Source organism: Paenibacillus sp. A14, from assembly GCF_036864815.1.
Taxonomy (GTDB): domain Bacteria; phylum Bacillota; class Bacilli; order Paenibacillales; family Paenibacillaceae; genus Fontibacillus; species Fontibacillus sanfengchensis.
Window position 1 is genome coordinate 146,671 of record NZ_JBAGJD010000003.1, and the last position, 17,813, is coordinate 164,483.

Below are 17,813 nucleotides of genomic sequence, written 5' to 3' on the forward strand. Positions count from 1 at the left end.
GGAGGCAAGTACCATGTCGAGCGTATCCCGTCTTCCCTTCCTCTTCATCGCAACCGCCATCTTCGGGTTCATCCTTTTTCATGCTACGTCCCTCTTGTCACTGACCGGCTGGCTGGGAGACGGAATACGCGGACCGGCCGGATGGTTTCAAACGCATATTTTTGTTCTCGGTTGGGCCACCATGCTTGCCATGGGGGCGGTATACCAGCTGATCCATGTCATTCTGCAATCGATCGTTTTTAGCGAACGTCTGGGTTACCTGCACTTTCTGTTCTTTACGGTAGGTTTGTTCGGACTGCTGTTCGGTTTTATTCAGGGCGATATTTTATGGATCGCCGGCTTTGCCACCCTGGCCTTTACCGGAATCCTGATGTTTTCCGTAAATCTGGCAGTTACGCTGCTTAGGGCCGGCAAGTGGAACTCCATCACGCTCAGCACCGCTTGTGCAGTATTTTATCTGCTGCTCACCGGACTGACCGGCATGCTCATGGGAATCGATTTCGGCACAGGCTGGTTGGGAGACGCTCACGAGAACCTGTTTCACGCCCATATTTGGCTGGGAACGCTGGGCTGGTTCGGATCATTGATTACCGGGTTCAGCTATAAATTGCTGCCGATGTTTTACCTGTCGCATGATTACAAAACCCGGCTTCAATACATCACCTTCACGGTTTGGAATGCGGGCGTTCTGTCCGGTACCGTTCTATTTTTGACGGGAGCCGATTCTCTGGTGGCCCGCATTTCGCTGCCGCTGGTCGTAGCCGCATTGTTGATCTATAACGTCCATCTTTGGCAAATTCGCAGTAAAAGACATAAGCGCAGCCCGGGGGTCGGCATCGCCTGGTCCGTCCATGGCAATCAAATCTTTGCCCTATTTGCCCTGGCGTTGATGATTAAACTGTTCTTTGCGCCCGAACAAATGTTAGCCGAAAAGACGATACTGATCATCGGATGGACCTATTTAAGCGGCTGGGTTTCGTTTATGGTGCTCTGCTATGCTTCAAAAATCGTTCCTTTCCTTTGGTGGACGCATAAATACGGGAAAATGGTCGGCAAGCCCGGCACACCGGTGATGGCCGATCTGCTGGATGAACGAAAAGCCGGCATTGGACTGGCTTGCATCGCCGCAACCACCCTGGCCGTCATGGCGGGCCTGGCTTTGGAAAGCCAGCCGGTCGTGATGATTGCCGGCATGCTGTTCTCGCTCGTCTCCATAGGTTATATTTCGCTTGTCGGGCTCGTTTTCTCACGATAATTAAGGAGGTTATTCATGATGAACCGAATCGATCAAATCCGCGCGTGGCTGTCCGACGTCGTTGACCCCGAACTGGGCGTCAATATCGTGGACCTTGGCCTGGTTTATGATATCCGGGAGGAGCCGGACCGTATTTACGTACAGATGACCCTGACCACCCCCGGCTGCCCGATGCACGACACCATGATCGAAGGCGTCAGACAAACCCTGATGGCACAGGGGATCTCCGACGTCGAAATCGACCTCGTCTGGGAGCCCCGCTGGTCTCCCCTTATGATGTCCGATCAAGCCAAAAGAGAGCTGGGACATTTCTAACGATGCAAACCAACGACGCAAACCAAAAAGCGTGGGTTGCAAGGATTCTTCCTTAGCGACCCGCGCTTTTTTATTAAACCGTACTATTGGCGGCCAATGATTATTGCACAATCAATTTACCGACCATTTCTTTATGATTCTTTCCGCAGGAAATATTGCAGGCATACTCAAATGTTCCGGCGCGATCCGCCACAAACGTAATCGTTTTGTTGCCTCGGACCTCCTTGTTATAGCCTTTGATTTTCAGCGAATGCATGCCTTGCATATTCTTGAGGGTGATCTTCACGGTGTCCCCTTGTTTGACCTTGATCTCTTGAATGTCATAACCGCTACTTTGGGCCTGAACGGTAAATTCCTTGACCGGTCCGCTTCCCTTCACGTCCGCCGCCGGATCACCGATTTTGCCGCAAGCCGGCAACACCATTAGCGCGATAAGCCAAATATATAATACGTATTTGATTTTATTCATATATTCCCTCCCGGTTCTGGCCTGGGCTGATTTAATGATCCTCATTGACCTGATTTTAGTGTAAATCCAATAGGCCGGGAGAAAGGTGATTCCCCTCACAACATGAAAAAGCGGGAAGATTGATCCTCTCCCCGCTTTTTCATGTTAAAGCATTTTTTTGATTTCGTCTTTGATCGCTTCGGACTGCGGTCCGAAGACCACCTGGACCGCTCCCTTACCGAGTCTCATAACCCCGGAGGCGCCCAGCTGTTTCAATGCGGCATCGTTGACCGCCTTGTCGTCCTTCACCACCAACCGCAGACGGGTAATGCACGCATCTACGGATTCAATATTGGAGGGCCCGCCGATCTGCGTCAAAATTTTAGCGGCGCGGCTGTCCCCGGTTGCTGATGTTGTTGTATTTTGCTCCATTTCCGATTCCAAAGCTTCGTCCTCCCGGCCTGGTGTTTTCAAATCCATTTTAACAATGAATAACCTGAAAAGTACATAGTACAAGAGGGCAAAACCCAGACCTACCGGAATCAACAACAGCGGCTTGGTCGAAATCTGGTAGTTGATCGCGTAGTCGATAAACCCGGCCGAGAAGCCAAAACCGAGCTTCATCCCGAGCGCGTAGGTCACGTAGGCGGCAAGCCCCGAAAGCACCACATGCACCCCGTACAGGACAGGGGCTACGAACATAAACGCGAATTCGAGCGGTTCCGTGATCCCCGTGAGGAACGAAGCAAAGGCTGTGCCGATAAAAATCGAGGCCACGGTTTTGCGTTTTTCCGGTTTAGCGGTATGGATGATGGCAAAGGCGGCCGCCGGAAGACCGAACATCATGACGGGGAAGAATCCGGTCATAAACATTCCGGCGGTTTTATCTCCCGCAAAGAAGCGGGTCAGGTCGCCGTGTACCACTTCTCCGGCCGCGTTCGTGAAATCGCCGATTTGAAACCAGACAATCGAGTTGATAATGTGATGTAAACCGAAAGGAACAATCAGGCGATTGGCGACAATATGAACCGCCGAGCCGATCCCCCCGAGTCCGGTCACCCAATTGCCGAAGACGTCGAGCGCACTTTGAATCGGCCCCCATATCAGACCGCAAATCAAGCCGACCACAACCATGGTCAGCGCGGTAATCATAGGCACAAACCGTTTTCCGCCAAAGAAGCCGAGCCAATCCGGCAGCTTGATATTATGATACTTTTTGTAAAGATAAGCGGCGATGCAGCCGACCAATATTCCCCCAAGCACCCCCATATTCAGTTTCGTATCGGGGGAAGCCATGAGTTTCGGAAAAATGCCCGGAACTCTCTCCAGAACATTCAGCAAAATTAGTTGACCGATCACGGCCGAAAGCGCCGCAACCGCGTCGCCCGCCAAGCCTATCGCTACTCCTACGGCAAAAATTAAAGGCAAGTTATCAAAGATGGTTCCTCCGCCGGCTGCCAGAAATGGGGCAATGTAGGTGTTTATAAATCCTCCTACCCCTTCCCCCATATGAAAGTCTTTAATGTAATCGATACTCCCGAATCGAAGCAATATAGCCGCCGCCGGCAAGGTGGCGACGGGCAGCATTAATGACTTCCCTATCTTTTGGAGAAAAGCCAGCATAAAGCAATCATCCTTCCCTTTATTTTAGGATTTCAAAACTGCCTTCAGCACGAGGTCTCTGCCTGCCGTCACAGGTCCGGTGACCATTTCCAAACCGTTTGTCGTCTCCCCGGCGTTCGTCACGATAATCGGTGAAATCACAGGAAAGCCGGCTCCTCTAATGGTGTCGAGTTCAAATTCGATCAGGACGTCACCGGCTTTCACGCGATCCCCCACAGAAACATGAGATTTAAATCCCACTCCTTTCAAAGAAACCGTATTAATGCCAAGGTGGAACAGAAATTGCAGGCCCGCTTCGTTTTCGAGCATGACGGCATGGCTCGTTTTAATCACATGCGCCACTTTCCCGTCAAACGGTGCGATGAGCACCCCTTCCGTTGGTACGATAGCTATTCCCTGGCCCATATGCCCTCCGGCAAAGGCCTCATCCGGAACCTCGGTCAAGGGAACGGCCCGGCCCGTCAACGGTGCAAATACCTCAACCGTCTTGCTCTCAGCAGTTTTTTTTCTCCATTTTGCGAACATATGAAATCTCTCCTATCCCAAACGGTTCAAGAAGGCGGTTCCCGCTCCATCTCCGTAAGCTTGATCCCGATTCACACATGACATGAATTAGTATTATGCCCGGCGGTTTCCGGTATGCATTGGCGGAGGCAATAAAAAAGGCCAAGAAAAGAAACCTGAGAAAATCAGGTTATCCTCTCTTGGCTTATGCCCATTAAATCTTAACGGTAACACGCCGTATGAAATCGGTTTTATGATTTTGTTTAAATCTTAGATCATGGGAGCGCATCTCGTCAACCGTTTTTTTGAAAGCGCTGTCCATAGGTTCGACGGCATTGAACCTACTTAAAAAATTGCTGTACTACTGGTTTTTTCAATAGCTTATCGACTTTTCAATGAATTATGATTCCACCCCTTACTGGTCCATTATATTATTAATCCTATATAGGTTGAACTATTGATTTGCATATTAGACAGCGGTGTAAAGAGCTCTCTTCAAACTCTTGACCTGCAACTAATGGTTTGGTTCGAATTAAAGGGAATTCTTACCGTTAATTTGGTACATATGCGGCTGCAGAGGCGAGTTAGCCGGAAAACCTCCCGCTAATTCGCCTGAAATTGTGTATATCAGCAATAGGCCCGCGAAATAGATGGAGCTTTTCCAGCTAAATCCGGTTGAGGAGCTAAGAGCGGTACATTAACGGGAAATTTTCCCGTTAATGATGTAGACTCCGACGATGGGACTTTATATCTACAAATGTGGATGTTGGCAACGTATATCCGAAACCCTATCACATCCTTGCCCAACGCCAATTCTTTAGTTCAACCTATATAAATCAAAAATCCAAATCAAATCTTGTAAGAGCCTGCAGTTAACTTCAACTGTTAAGAGGATGTTCTTCTTGCGACAAGTTCCTTAAGTTGCTTGTTTACATTGTGCCGGCTTACTCCACCGTGATAGCAAATCATCGTATCAATGTCGAAGTAGAGGAACTTCTCTAGAGAATGTAATGCGGTCTGCATATCCGGAGTTGACTCTGGATGAGGTCCATACAAAACTCCATCCACACTGAATACCGCGTCACCAGCCACCAATGTTTTACTTTCCTGAAAATAAAGACTGATATGGCCGGGTGTATGCCCAGGCGTAGAGATCACTCGAATTCCCCCACAATAAGGAAGTTCCTGATTATCGACCAATGTTTGTGTGACCTTTGCCTTCGGTCGATTATTCGTTAATTCTTCCAAGAAGCTTCTGCGTACTTCATCGGGAATGGCTTCCATCTGCCAAGCCATACTCTCGGCGTTTAATTTTAATAAAGGCAGAGTGCCTTCAATATAGGGCTTATCTGCTTCATGAGCATAAACTTCAATTTCTACTCCTTTTTCATGGATTAAATCTGGTAGTGTACCGATATGATCAATATCTTGATGTGTCAATATAATAACTTTAAGCCTGTTCAGAGGGATTCCGATCTCATTCATAGCAATCCTTATTTGCTCCAGGCTTCCTGGGGTGCCTGTATCAATCAGAATGGTAGTATCATCATCCCAAATCAAGGTTGGGTTTATCATGGCTGGGTTTCCAAAAGAATCAATTTGTATTTCGAGCATTTCCACACCATTACTGATTTTCATTTTTTCTATCTCCTCTCCAAGTTCCTCATAATAGAAAACGAAGGAGTAGTTTAAAAAGATACTCTACATTTATGTATAGTTTTTAAATCCCAGTTCATATTATGAGCTCAACCGGTTTTTACAGGTCGAACTCTTTTAAATTAAGGGGTTAAGTACAGGTAGCCGGCCGGGAAGCGGTTGGCGGAAGCGTTGTGGACATCATGACCCGGGATATTATGGCCCTGCTCCTTTTTGCCGCACTGTCCCTGATTTTAGGGTTAGATTTGAAGCGGCACGTAAACAAGGCGGCTGCCAAGTGAATTCGGAAGGCCAAATCCGGCCATTTGATCCACTGAGCACCGCCCCGCTTTAGTCATTTATGGAATATCGCATGGAAGCCAAAAAAATTACAAACGGCTGGAAGGGTCTTCGCGATACGGATCCGCCAAGCCGGAAGCATAGATATCGGAATTCAAGGACCGGTTGGTCCGGAACGTGTCGTAGACGCCTGTACTGCGGTCATCCTCATCGACCAGGACAAGAATCTTCCCTTCGTCGAGATAGCTTTCGTAGGTTTTGGCCTCATCTTCCGGGATGCCGAGGCCGATCAAACCGCCGGCCAGACCTCCGGCGCCGGCGCCGGCCGCCATGCCGGTCAATGCGGCCGCGATCGGTCCCGCCGCCACCACCGGACCGATGCCGGGAATCGCCAACGCTCCGATCCCCGCCAACAAGCCTGCGACACCGCCAAGCACACCGCCTGTCGTGGCCCCCACGGCCACCCCTTCCGGCGCTTTGCTTCCGGTCTCATCCTGAATCGCTTCGCTGTCCCGGCGATCGCGGGAAAGCACGGAGATTTCTTCCGCCGAAAACCCTTGCTGTTGTAAGGACTCGATCGCTGCCGTCGCTTCTCTTTCGTTTTCGAATACGCCAACTATTTTTTTGCTCATTGTGATCAGCCTCCTTATGTTCCTGGTTTCCATTTCATTACCCGAGGAACAGGGATTCTAACCACATGCGGCTATTTGCCGCCGCCTTCCGGTCTGACCCGCCGGGTCGCGATTGCCGCAAAGGGATCATCCGGCCAATAATGCTTCGGATACCGTCCCTTGAGATCCTTTTTGACGTCAAAGTAGGTCCCTTGCCAAAAGCTTCTCAAATCCGAGGTAACCTGTACGGGCCTGCTGGCGGGAGATAGAAGATGCAGGGTTATGGGCACTTTTCCGTAACCAATCCGCGGCGTCTCCATCAGGCCGAAGACCTCCTGCAGGCGAACGGCAACATAAGGAGCTTGCGGCCCTTCGTATTGAATCGGAATTTTTGATCCGCTCGGGACGACGAGATGTGTGGGAGCCTCTTGGTTCAATTCCTGCGTTCGCTGCCAGCCTAACCGGTTTTCCAATATGCCGGTTAGGGACAGGGCCTGAAGATCGGATTTTTTTCGGAAGCCGGCAACATACGGGGCAAACCAATCCTCAGCCTCCGCGGCAAGCGCTTCGTCCGAGACATCCGGCCAGCTTTCATCAAGTCGGCGAAGAAACAGGATTCTGGCCTGGATCTGCCGGGATTTGGCGTTCCACGGTAAAATCCGCGGCCCTTGTTCCGCTACCACGCGCAGGAGCGCCATGGCGATCATTTCGGATGAAGGCCGGGGATCCGGTAACTCCTTTAAAACGATGGCGCCGAAGAAATGGCGGATCCGGGCGCGTACCGCGCCGGCCGCGTCGTCCCATTCGGCTGTTCGCTCGACCCGAAGATCATCACCGTAATAGTCGGCCAGCCAGCTTTCTTCAAACGGGGCGGCCAACCGAATCCGGCCCTCGGTCCCTTCGTCGTCCACATCGGCAATCGCCAAAAACGCTTCTCCCGCCAAGCTCTGCGGCGGCCGGGTGAAAACAGCGCCCCTTCCGCTTCGCAGCAGGTAGCGTCCGTCCGTTCGGCGCATGGCGATCCGATCGGGGTAAGCGAAGGAAACGAGCAGCCCGCAATAGCCTCCGAAGTCCCGTTCCTCGCCGGGATTAGGGGTTCCGGCGAAGAAGGACGCCAGGAGGCGCTCCCACTGGCGGCTGATCGTCAGCAACCGCTCGAGATCCCCGCGGTCGGCCGCCTCGGCGCCGGTGGACGCGCCGCTTCCCCGCGGGCCGGTCTCTCCGGCCGCGGCCATGAACTCGGCGAGCCGGCTGCGCAGGTCGCCGCCGCTCCCGGAGGCCCGGTCCTTGAACAGACCGGGCTCCTCCAGCAACGCGGCCAGGCGGCAGGCGGCCCGCCCGAGGCCGAGCGGCTGCGCGCGCAGCAGCATATGCGCGAGCCGCGGGTGCAGGGCGAGCTCGGCCATGCGCCGGCCGTGGGCGGTGATGCGGCCGGCCTCGTCCAGCGCGCCGAGCTGCCGCAGCAGCCGGACCGCCTCCGCGTACGGCGCGGCCGGCGGCGGGTCGAGCCAGGCCAGCTCGGCCGGCGCAGCCGCGCCCCAGGCCGCCAGCTCCAGCGCCAGCGGCGTCAGATCCGCCTCCAGCATTTCCGGAGGCGTGCTCCCGGGCAGCGCCCGGTCCTCCGCCTCGCTCCACAGGCGGTAGCAAACCCCGGGTGCCGTGCGCCCCGCGCGGCCGCGCCGCTGATCGGCCGCGTCGCGGGCCGCGCGCACCGTGACGAGCCGGCTCATTCCGGTGCGCGGCGAGAACAACGAGGTCCGGCGCTGCCCGGTGTCGATGACGACCGTAATGCCGGACACGGTCAGGCTCGTCTCGGCGATCGACGTCGCCAGGACGACCTTGCGCTGCCCGGCCGGTGCCGGCTCGATCGCACGCTGCTGCTCCTCCTGCGGCAGCGCCCCGAACAGCGGGGCGACGATCACATTCCCCGGAACGCGCCCCGCCAGGGCCGATTGGACCCGGCGGATTTCCCGCGCGCCGGGCAGAAACACGAGCAGGCCGCCATCCCGCTCGGCCAGCGCCCGCTGCACCGTCCGCACTGCCGCCGCCTCCGGCGTTTCCTCCCGCGAACGGGCGGCAAACACCGTTTCCACCGGGTACATCCGTCCCCGGCTTCGCACCACCGGCGCGCCGCCGAGCAGCGCCGCCACCGGATCGCCGTCCAGCGTGGCGGACATGACGAGGACGCGCAAATCCTCGCGCAGCAGTTCCCGGCTCTGCAGCGCCAAGGCCAAGCCCAAGTCGGCATGAATGCTGCGCTCGTGGAATTCATCGAAGATCACGAGCCCTGTTCCGGCCAAAGCCGGATCGCGCTGCAGCATCCGGGTCAGAATCCCTTCCGTCACGACCGTGATCCGGGTCTGCGAAGAAGTGCGGGACTCCGTCCGGATCCGGTACCCTACCGTTTCACCCACGGCTTCGCCCAGTTGTTTCGCCATGTAGAAGGCGGCCGACCTCGCGGCCAGCCGCCGGGGCTCCAGCATCAAAATTTGCTGACTTTCGAGCCAGGGCTCCCGGAGAAGTTCCAACGGCGTCCTCGTCGTTTTCCCCGCTCCCGGTTCGGCCAGCAGGACCGCCGCCCCTTTGGTCCGCAATGCATTTTTCAAATCCGGAAGAACCTCATCTATAGGCATCGCTTGATTTCTCATCTTTCTCTCCTATCGGGTTACACTATAATCCAAGCCGTTTTTTTGCTTAACGTCCCTGCGTTGATTCAATTTTAACATACCCCTTCCTTGGAAGGCGTGTTTTGAAGCGGGGAACTCCCCTTAGTATAATAAAAAGGTTCTCTGAACATCTGGGAGGGTATCCGAACAATTATGAATCCGGACGGAACATGGGCCAATCTTTTGCTCATTCTTTTACTGGTGGCGCTGACTTCCTTTTTTGTCGTTACGGAATATTCCCTCCGCGGACTTCCTCCCGGCCGGGCCAGTTCCCTGGTCCGGGAGAACCGAAGATCCGCGGTTCCGCTCGCCCGGCTGATGGAACGGCCGCAGCAGGCGCTATCGGCCTGCCAATTGGGGGTGACCATGACTTCGCTGATCCTTGGCTGGCTGGCGCAGCCGCTGGCGAAAGCATGGCTCCATCCGCTCTTCCGGCTCTTCCCTCTACCGAACCGGCTGGAAAGTATTTTATCCTTTATTTTTGCCTTTCTCGTGATCACGTACCTGCATGTTGTGCTCGGCGAACTGGTCCCGCGGGTTCTCGCCGCCCAAAAGGGCGAAACCTTCGCTCTGGCTGCCTCGCGCCCATTGCTGTGGTTCACGGGTCTCATGTCCCCGTTGGTCTGGCTGCTTAACGCCTCTTCCGGCCGGATCGTCTCCCTGCTGGGGCTCAGAGGGGGGCCCGGGGATGGAGAGGCGCATTCCGAAGCGGAACTTCAAGCCCTGCTTAGCCAAAGTTTAAAGCACGGGGAAATCACCAGCCATGAATACCGCTATTTGAACCGGATCTTTGCTTTTGACGAACTCACTGCCAAGGACATCATGGTTCCCCGCACGGACATGGTCTGCCTGTACGTCCACAAAAGCCGGGAGGAAAACCTGGAGATCATTAAAACCGAACAATATACGCGCTTTCCGGTCATTCGGGAAAACAAGGACGACATCATCGGGGTCATCAATACGAAGCAGTTGTTCCTGACCCATGGCGATCAACCGGAGATGCCGCTCGCTTCTTTGGTTCGTCCCGTGATGACGGCTCCGGAAAATATCCCGCTGACCTCCCTCCTTTCCCGGATGCAGAAAGAACGCTCCCATATCGCCCTGCTGATCGATGAATACGGAGGCACCTCCGGCATGGTGACGATCGAGGATCTTTTGGAGGAGATCGTCGGGGATATCCGCGATGAATTTGATCTTGAGGAAGAGCAGGAAATAACCGTGCTGAACGAGAATCATCTCATCGTGGACGGCAAAGTGTCGATCGTCCGAATCAATGACCTGCTGTCCACGGAACTGGAAGATGAGGAAACCGACACGATCGGCGGCTGGGTGTACGGTCACGATATCGATATCGCGGAAGGCACCCGGCTTAACCATGGCGATTTTTCGTTCACGGTGCTCGAAAGCGAAGGCAGCCGGATTCGGAAGATCGAGATCGAAAAACGGGAGGAATCCGGAGAATTTAACGACGAATATAGCCATACCTAACGATTAGTTAAGGAAGTGAATGTTATGAAACGCGGGCGATTTGCCCCTACTCCCTCCGGCGAGATGCATCTGGGCAATGCCAAGATCGCCCTGCTGTCATGGCTGCAGATGCGCGCCGTACTGGGAGAGTTTGTCCTCCGCATCGAGGATATCGATACGCAGCGGTCCAGAGCCGACATCGCGGAGAGAATCCCGGAAGACCTTCGGTGGCTGGGCCTCGACTGGGATTTCGGACCGGCAGCCGATGACCGCCTGGGCCCGTATACGCAAAGCATGCGCTTGTCTTATTACGAAGACGCTTTGGCCCAGCTTGAACAAACCGGGAGGCTCTATCCCTGTTATTGCAGCAGGGCGGAATTATTGTCCATGGCCGGAGCGCCGCACGGTCTGGCTTCGGAAGGAGCCCCGTACGCGGGCACCTGCCGGAATCTTGACCCCGAGGAGCGGAAAGAACGCGAAAAACGCAAATCCCCTTCGCTGCGGTTTGCCATTGGAGAGGATCCGATCCGCTTTGACGACGGCATCGCCGGTCCCCAATCGTTTCCGCCCGGCAGCGGCGGCGATTTTGTCGTCCGGCGTGCGGACGGGCTGTTCTCTTATCAGTTGGCCGTTACCGTCGACGATGCATTGATGGGGATTACCGATGTGCTTCGGGGCGGGGACCTGCTGGATTCTACGCCGCGGCAACTGGAACTTTACCTCGCTCTCGGCTGCGCTCCACCGGATTTTTCGCATGCCCCCCTCCTGCTCGGCGAAGACGGCCGGCGGCTGGCCAAACGGCATGGAGATTTAAGCCTGGCTTCCCTGCGGGCAGCGGGAAAACAGCCGGAGGCGATCATCGGGTGGCTCGCCAAGACCAGCGGATTGATCGACCGGTATGAGCCGGTTGCCGCCAAAGAACTGATTAGGAGTTTCTCTCTGGACCGGATCGCAAAGCAGCCCTATTACTTAAGTAAAAAAGATTTCGATTTTTTTATTTCGACCTAATTCCTTATTTTCCACAGCCCCACTCAAAAATAAAAAGAAGTGTGATCGCCGGGGAAACAAACCGCGGCAACTCACACTTCTTTTTTGCATTAGAGCAAGGATTCGGCACCGTCGATCACAATCCGCGCGCCCGTGACATGAACGGAATCGTCCGAGGCCAAGAACGCCACCAAATCTGCGACATTCTCCGGTTGTCCGGGCCCGTCCGCCAGCGGCTGGGCCCCTTCCGGATATTCCACCGGGATGATGATCTCCTCCAGTTCCCCGCTGACTTCCGTCGAGGAATCGATGTTGGTGGCGATGGCTCCGGGACAAATCGCGTTGACTCTAATTTTGAATTTGGCCAGTTCCAGCGCGGTCATCTTCGTGAAAGCCACCTGGCCGGCTTTGGTCGTGCTGTAGGCCGACATACCAAAGCCGGAAAACCGGTCGTTTCCGTTGATGGAGCTGGTGATAATAATGCTGCCGCCCCCCCGTTTCTTCAAGTGAGGAACAGTATATTTTACGGTCAGAAATGTCCCGTTGAGATTGACTTTCAGCGTTTTTTCCCAATCGTCCAGCGTCATCTCATCAACAGGAGCCAGCACGCCGTTGATGCCGGCGTTCGCGAATACGATATCTATGCCGCCGAAGACTTTGGCAACTTCGTCCACCGCCTTCTCCATCCGCTCGGGATCCGAAACATCGACATCAAAGGATCGGGAAATCCCTCGATAAATATTGTTAATTTGGTGCTCCGTGCTTTTCGTGCGTTCATTCATCAGATCAAAGAGCGCGACTTTGGCCCCTTCCTTTGCCAGCCTGATCGCCGCCGCTTTGCCTATGCCGGAGCCCGCCCCGGTAACGATCGCCGTCTTCCCTTGAAATCGCTGGCGGTTGTAGTGATTTTCAGCCATATGACACACGCTCCTATTCATGGGTTAAGGACCTGGTAAGTACCTGTCTCAAGATTACCCAAAAAGAGGGGCGTTTTAATCACTTTCTAATTACAAATCCCGTTTGACGAAGATGGCTCGGGAGATGAAATATGAAACGATCCCCGCCAGCGCCAGTACGCCAACCGCAAATACCCCGCTGGCCACGGGATGCCCCGAGAACCAATTTATGACGAATGCCATATCGCTGCTGTTCAATAAACTCGCAATCACACCGTTGCCGCCCAAAATGATGACCATCATAGCCACGTTCAGATATTGAGCTCCTTTGATCCCGAGCCAGAAGTAAAGAGGCAAATAGACGGACAGAAACAGGATCATGGAAACCAATGTACCGAGGACAAGGACTTTATCGATTTGAAAAGCTCCATAATGAACCTGATCCGCGGCTCCGCTGATCAGCACGCACAATACGATGGACACGACCAGCAGCACCAGGGAAGATACATATTTCGATAAGACCAGATACCCTCGTTGTACCGGCAAACTGACCAGAAATTGCTGGTTGGTTTGCCGCATATCCGAACCGATCGCCAGAATCATCACCATACCGGGCAAGATGCCGTAGATCAGCGTAGAGTTGCTATTTTGAATAAATCCCGAAAAAATGACCGCATAGATCAACAGGAGCCACAAGTAACGGCGGACAAGCAGAAGATCTTTTCGTACGAGGCAAATTAGTTTAGGCACGCAGTTTTCCTCCTTTGGCGGTAAAATACATAATGTCCTCAAGGGTAGGCTGCTGATAAAGCACCTTGTCTCCGAACAATTCCGTCGCTTTGGCCCGATTCGGCGAGAGCCCTTCAAACCCGAAACTCGTTTCGCGGAGCCCCAAAAGTTCGCGGCGAATGTCCTGGTCCAGCAGTTCCCCTCCTCCCTTAATGATCACATATCTTTCCAGTACATCCTCCTTATTATCGGTAAACACGATTCGCCCCTGATGAATAAACGTCACGAAATCCGCCACCCTGTCCAGATCCGTCGTCAAATGCGTCGAGAACAGCACCGTATTGGCTTCCTCCAAAATGTATTCCGCCAACAGATCAAGCAGTTCCCGCCGAAAGACCGGGTCCAGCCCGGCCGTAGGCTCATCCATGATCAGAAGGGAGGGGTGATGAGCCAAGGCAATGGCGATCGAGTACTTCGTTTTCATCCCCTTCGAGCAATCTTTGATTTTTTTACGCGAAGGGAGCTCAAACATCTCCATGTACTTCCGATAGACTTCCTCATTCCAGTTAGGATAGAAAGGAGCGATAATCCGTTTCATTTCTTCCAGTGACAAGTAGTCGTAATAGATATTTTCATCCGAAATATAACCGATCTCCTGCTTGTATTCCCCCGCCGCAGAGCCCGCGCTTTGACCAAACACGTCAATTTTCCCCGCGTTAGGAACGACCATCCCCATGATCGCCTTGATTATGGTACTTTTCCCGGCGCCGTTCGGGCCGATCAGCCCGGTGATGTACCCCTTCGGTACCGAGAAAGAAACATCCGTCAGCTTGTAAAAAGACCCGTAGTTTTTCGATAATCCTTGCACATCGACCGCATTCATTCCTCATGACCTCCATCGTGATCCAACATCTTGATCCAATCGATCAATTCATCTACACTAACCGGGATATTCCGACATTCCGTGAGCAGCTCTCTAATTTTCTCCTCCACCATGCGCATCCTCTGTTCCCGGATAAATTCCTGGTTCCCCCCGGATACAAAAGAGCCTTTACCCACGACCGAATCGATCAGTCCCTCCTGCTCCAATTCGTTATATGCCCGTTTCGTGGTAATAACGCTGATCTGAAGCTCCTTCGCCAGTTGGCGTATGGAAGGCAATGGAGTACCGGCGGGGAGTTCTCCTTGTAAAATGCTCCCCCGGATTTGCCTTACAATCTGCATATAAATCGGCTCCCCCGATGAAGGGGACAGCAAAATTTTCATAATTCACCTTCCTTTTTGCCCAATCCCTGTCGCTAATGTATATATACAATATACACAATGTATACGATAAGTTCAATAGATAAGCAAAAAAAATAAGCTCCGATCGCGGAGCTTACTGCTCAATTCGTATTCTGTTTAACGGCTGCCAAAGCTTCTTTGGGATGCTCAAACCAGTGCCGCATCATATCCTGAAACGCTTCATTCGGCGTTGGCGTGGCAATCAGCCAATCCTCCTCTTTCCTGGTGCTGCTGCGAATCAGCCAATTCATATGGTGATTGTTAATAAACTGGGCGCTTTGGCTCTCCCATCCGTCCGTTCCTCGGGTATATAATCGCAAGCTTCCGTGCGCTACCCGGGTTTTCATACATTTTGCCAGGGCTATGATTCCTTCTTGATCATCGGATACTTTGGCCAGCCGGGACATAATTTCGTTTAACCCCATCTCGTCCAGACGGACAAGAATCTCCTTAAAGTTGCGCTTAGAAAGCAGTAATGCGGGGATGTCCCCCAAGTTGTGCGTGTTCCACTTCATTTTCCCGGCAAGAATGCCGCAAGCCTGGTAGAGACAGCCAAACTCATCGATGCGATGCAAGGCCGGATTCTCGTGCAGGCGCTCCAAAGACACTACCCGTTCCTCGGTGATGTGCAAAAATTGCTCATGCACCCTGTTTTCGGCATAATATTTCACCCAGCAAGCTTTATCCGCGTCGAAGGCAGCCGACAAGCTGGACAGCAGAGGTTCCGCAACGGCAGTTGCTTCGCAATCCGCGGCTGCGTTAAGGACCCCTTTTGACTTTAACGAATATTCCGCTTTATTCCAGCCTTCGTTCTCTCCGCTCCGCAAATATCCAATCAGTGGATTGTCCATGTCAAGCAGGCTCTTCGCTCCCAGCATATCGGCCAAATAAAATATTTCATTCGCTTCCAGCGTCCAGGCGCTTTGATGTAATGTGTCAGCCAAGAACATTCGCTTACCTCCTCCATGCATGGATTTATCTCCGTTTCTCTCTGTATATTTTCGACTTATCCCGTTGATATAAAGGTTTGTTGTAATCATACCACTCTTCAAACGCGAAGACGGTTTGTAAAAAATGGTAATCTAATACCATCTACCCAAAAAATAATGAGGTGAATCAGTTTTTTTTTCGATTTGAAACTTATTTCCTCATAAAATCGTAGATAAAATAGAAAAGCAGAATGACAATGAAACCCTGTCATTCTGCGTGTTACAAATCCTTAATTGAATTATAATGTTATCTTAATCTATTTTTAAGCTAAGTACATTAGAATGGCATTATGAGACCACTGTATAGAGGTGATTAACTATGAGAATTATCATTACTTTCCAAAACAATCAAGTTCCCGTATATTTCAACACCGATACCAAACAACCGGTTCAGCGTACCCTGAAATTGCTGACCAGCGCGCTGGAGAACAAATTCCGCAACGGTAAACAAGCCTTGAAGAAATGTTTGAACTCCTTGATCAGCATTGAAATCGAAGGCTCGGAGGCGATCCTGCACAGCAAGAGCGAATTTGATTCATTGGCGCTTTCGCTCTATTAATAACGCTTCCCTGCTCGTTAAACCAGCAAATTTCGCATCGCCTAAATAGAGAGGCCATGACGACGGTTATAAAACTGACGTCATGGCCTCTTCTTCGTTCATAGCCTTTTGAATCCGAATCAATAAAAGTCTGAGCAGGTTTTGCCGCATGGGTTCATAGGTACAGGTTTGAATCTTTTTAATGATAAACCGGTCTATCGCCATAATCCCCTACCTCCACGAGGTCATTTGAAAGGCGCGCAGGAACTTTTTTCCTGTCGGCCTTTCTTACTTCTAAATAAACCACTTTCGGGAGGATTAAACTCACCTTTAACCCCGGTCTGACAAGGTTTCCACAGGTTCGACAGAAGTTCCCTTATTTCTCGATAATCGCCCCCGACTCGCGAGCATATAGGCGGCTACACCGGCCAAAAGCACTCCATTCAGCACAAACACGACCGGAATGGCCACCCAACCCGCCATCGCTCCTCCGGCGATCGGACCCGCCATATTCCCCAGTTGGCTGGACGATTGGTTCAAACTGAAGGCCCTGCCCCGGAACTCGGGGTCCGTTGCCTTGACGATCAGCGCGTTAAGCGCCGGAAAAACAGCCGCAAAGAACAAACCGTAGATAAATCGCAAAATTCCGAAGCCCGCAAGGTTATGGAAAAACAATTGCAGCATATTGCCGAGCGCTCCGCCGAGCAGACCGATCAGCAGGGTGTTCTGGTAACCGATTTTTTCCCCGATCTTCCCCCAAACCGGTGCCGCCAGCACGGTGGCGATTCCCACCGCCGAGAAAATAATGCCGGAACTCAATGAAGCGTCCGACTCGGTAGCCCCCAAATCGAGCACATACAGGGACAACAACGGTTCGAGAACCATGACGGAGGCCGTAACGATCATCACGATGCCCAGGTAACGCATAAAAGGCCCGTTGGCCTTCGCCTGCTTCAGATCGTCCAGAACATGGGACCGCTCCTTGGTGCGGTCAAAGTTCTGTTCCTTGACGAAGATGAGTGCGATCATCGCGGAGATAAACACCACGGCCCCGGCCATCAAGAAAGACTCCCGATACCCGAAAAACTTGCTGACAACGCCGCCGATCATAGGGCCGATAATGCCGCCCGCCGCACCTGCCGTCGACATGATACCCAGGGAGAAGCCGACACGCTTCTCCGGCGTATTCGTCGCAACAAGCGCGATGGCCGCGGGTACATAACCGGCCAGAAGCCCCGATAAAATCCGAACGACGATCAACTGAAGCGGCGTCTGAACCAGCGAGTTTAGAATATAAACGGCGCAAAGCGCAAAGCCCGACCGCAAGAGCATCGGTTTGCGGCCGTATTTATCGGCCAGCGAGCCCCAGTAAGGCGAAATCAATGCGCCGGCCAAAAATGTAATGCCGAACGCGAAGCCCGACCAAAGCGCTACATTCTTGGTCACGCCGAGGTCATGGGCCAAAAAAAGAGACATGAACGGAATGGCCATCGAATAGGCCGTACTGCAAAAAAAGACACCTAACCACAACACGTATAAATTTCGTTTCCAGGGAAATTCCAAATG

17 protein-coding genes are annotated in these 17,813 nt (G+C 52.9%); 5 read left to right on the forward strand and 12 right to left on the reverse strand.

All coding sequences use genetic code 11. The annotated features are described in order from the left end of the window. The first annotated feature begins 13 nt into the window (after positions 1-13). Positions 14-1,255, forward strand: coding sequence for a hypothetical protein (locus tag V4U88_RS08625; protein WP_334072869.1), 1,242 nt, complete (start codon positions 14-16; stop codon positions 1,253-1,255). Positions 1,256-1,273: 18 nt separating this feature from the next. Then, positions 1,274-1,570 (forward strand): metal-sulfur cluster assembly factor, encoded by a 297-nt coding sequence (locus V4U88_RS08630; RefSeq protein ID WP_416367202.1) that lies wholly within the window; start codon positions 1,274-1,276, stop codon positions 1,568-1,570. A 100-nt stretch (positions 1,571-1,670) separates the two neighbouring features. On the opposite strand, the gene V4U88_RS08635 is transcribed toward V4U88_RS08630, so the two are convergent. The 6 genes from V4U88_RS08635 to hrpB all read right to left on the reverse strand — a co-directional run bounded on the left by V4U88_RS08635 (position 1,671) and on the right by hrpB (position 9,339). Further along, on the reverse strand, positions 1,671-2,039 hold the full coding sequence (locus tag V4U88_RS08635; RefSeq protein ID WP_334072871.1) for a cupredoxin domain-containing protein: 369 nt from the start codon (positions 2,037-2,039) through the stop codon (positions 1,671-1,673). 144 nt (positions 2,040-2,183) lie between these two features. Beyond that, entirely contained in the window at positions 2,184-3,641 is a 1,458-nt protein-coding gene (nagE, locus tag V4U88_RS08640) for an N-acetylglucosamine-specific PTS transporter subunit IIBC (RefSeq protein ID WP_334072872.1), read from the reverse strand. A 24-nt stretch (positions 3,642-3,665) separates the two neighbouring features. Continuing rightward, positions 3,666-4,166, reverse strand: a complete 501-nt coding sequence (locus V4U88_RS08645) for a PTS sugar transporter subunit IIA (RefSeq protein ID WP_334072873.1) — start codon at positions 4,164-4,166, stop codon at positions 3,666-3,668. 864 nt (positions 4,167-5,030) lie between these two features. Then, complete coding sequence (locus V4U88_RS08650; protein ID WP_334072874.1) at positions 5,031-5,783, reverse strand: MBL fold metallo-hydrolase; 753 nt, start codon at positions 5,781-5,783, stop codon at positions 5,031-5,033. Positions 5,784-6,169: 386 nt separating this feature from the next. Further along, entirely contained in the window at positions 6,170-6,712 is a 543-nt protein-coding gene (locus V4U88_RS08655) for a general stress protein (protein WP_334072875.1), read from the reverse strand. A gap of 71 nt (positions 6,713-6,783) precedes the next feature. Next, the gene (gene hrpB / locus V4U88_RS08660; RefSeq protein WP_334072876.1) at positions 6,784-9,339 is read right to left on the reverse strand and encodes an ATP-dependent helicase HrpB; all 2,556 of its coding nucleotides are present in this window, start codon (positions 9,337-9,339) and stop codon (positions 6,784-6,786) included. 171 nt (positions 9,340-9,510) lie between these two features. Between hrpB and V4U88_RS08665 the strand changes: the two genes are divergently transcribed. Both V4U88_RS08665 and gluQRS read left to right on the forward strand, forming a co-directional pair. Continuing rightward, positions 9,511-10,845 (forward strand): hemolysin family protein, encoded by a 1,335-nt coding sequence (locus tag V4U88_RS08665; protein ID WP_334072877.1) that lies wholly within the window; start codon positions 9,511-9,513, stop codon positions 10,843-10,845. Positions 10,846-10,869: 24 nt separating this feature from the next. Continuing rightward, complete coding sequence (gene gluQRS / locus V4U88_RS08670; protein WP_334072878.1) at positions 10,870-11,832, forward strand: tRNA glutamyl-Q(34) synthetase GluQRS; 963 nt, start codon at positions 10,870-10,872, stop codon at positions 11,830-11,832. Between the two features lie 89 nt (positions 11,833-11,921). On the opposite strand, the gene V4U88_RS08675 is transcribed toward gluQRS, so the two are convergent. From V4U88_RS08675 to V4U88_RS08695, 5 genes are all read right to left on the reverse strand, one after another. Then, positions 11,922-12,728: an SDR family oxidoreductase gene (locus V4U88_RS08675; RefSeq protein ID WP_334072879.1), complete on the reverse strand. Its 807-nt coding sequence runs from the start codon at positions 12,726-12,728 to the stop codon at positions 11,922-11,924. A 90-nt stretch (positions 12,729-12,818) separates the two neighbouring features. After that, positions 12,819-13,457 (reverse strand): ABC-2 transporter permease, encoded by a 639-nt coding sequence (locus V4U88_RS08680; protein ID WP_334072880.1) that lies wholly within the window; start codon positions 13,455-13,457, stop codon positions 12,819-12,821. Next, the gene (locus V4U88_RS08685) at positions 13,450-14,319 is read right to left on the reverse strand and encodes an ABC transporter ATP-binding protein (RefSeq protein WP_334072881.1); all 870 of its coding nucleotides are present in this window, start codon (positions 14,317-14,319) and stop codon (positions 13,450-13,452) included. The genes V4U88_RS08680 and V4U88_RS08685 overlap by 8 nt, the downstream gene beginning before the upstream one ends. After that, entirely contained in the window at positions 14,316-14,702 is a 387-nt protein-coding gene (locus V4U88_RS08690) for a GntR family transcriptional regulator (protein ID WP_334072882.1), read from the reverse strand. Before V4U88_RS08690 ends, V4U88_RS08685 begins: the two co-directional genes overlap by 4 nt. Positions 14,703-14,821: 119 nt before the next feature. After that, complete coding sequence (locus tag V4U88_RS08695) at positions 14,822-15,670, reverse strand: hypothetical protein (protein WP_334072883.1); 849 nt, start codon at positions 15,668-15,670, stop codon at positions 14,822-14,824. 358 nt (positions 15,671-16,028) lie between these two features. Here V4U88_RS08695 and V4U88_RS08700 point away from each other — a divergent pair, with 358 nt between their 5' ends. Further along, positions 16,029-16,268 carry a hypothetical protein gene (locus V4U88_RS08700; RefSeq protein ID WP_334072884.1) on the forward strand — a complete coding sequence of 80 codons (240 nt, stop codon included), beginning with the start codon at positions 16,029-16,031 and terminating at the stop codon, positions 16,266-16,268. Between the two features lie 309 nt (positions 16,269-16,577). Here the strand turns inward: V4U88_RS08700 and V4U88_RS08705 are convergent, their stop codons facing one another. Next, complete coding sequence (locus V4U88_RS08705; RefSeq protein WP_334073367.1) at positions 16,578-17,810, reverse strand: MFS transporter; 1,233 nt, start codon at positions 17,808-17,810, stop codon at positions 16,578-16,580. Positions 17,811-17,813 lie beyond the last annotated feature (3 nt).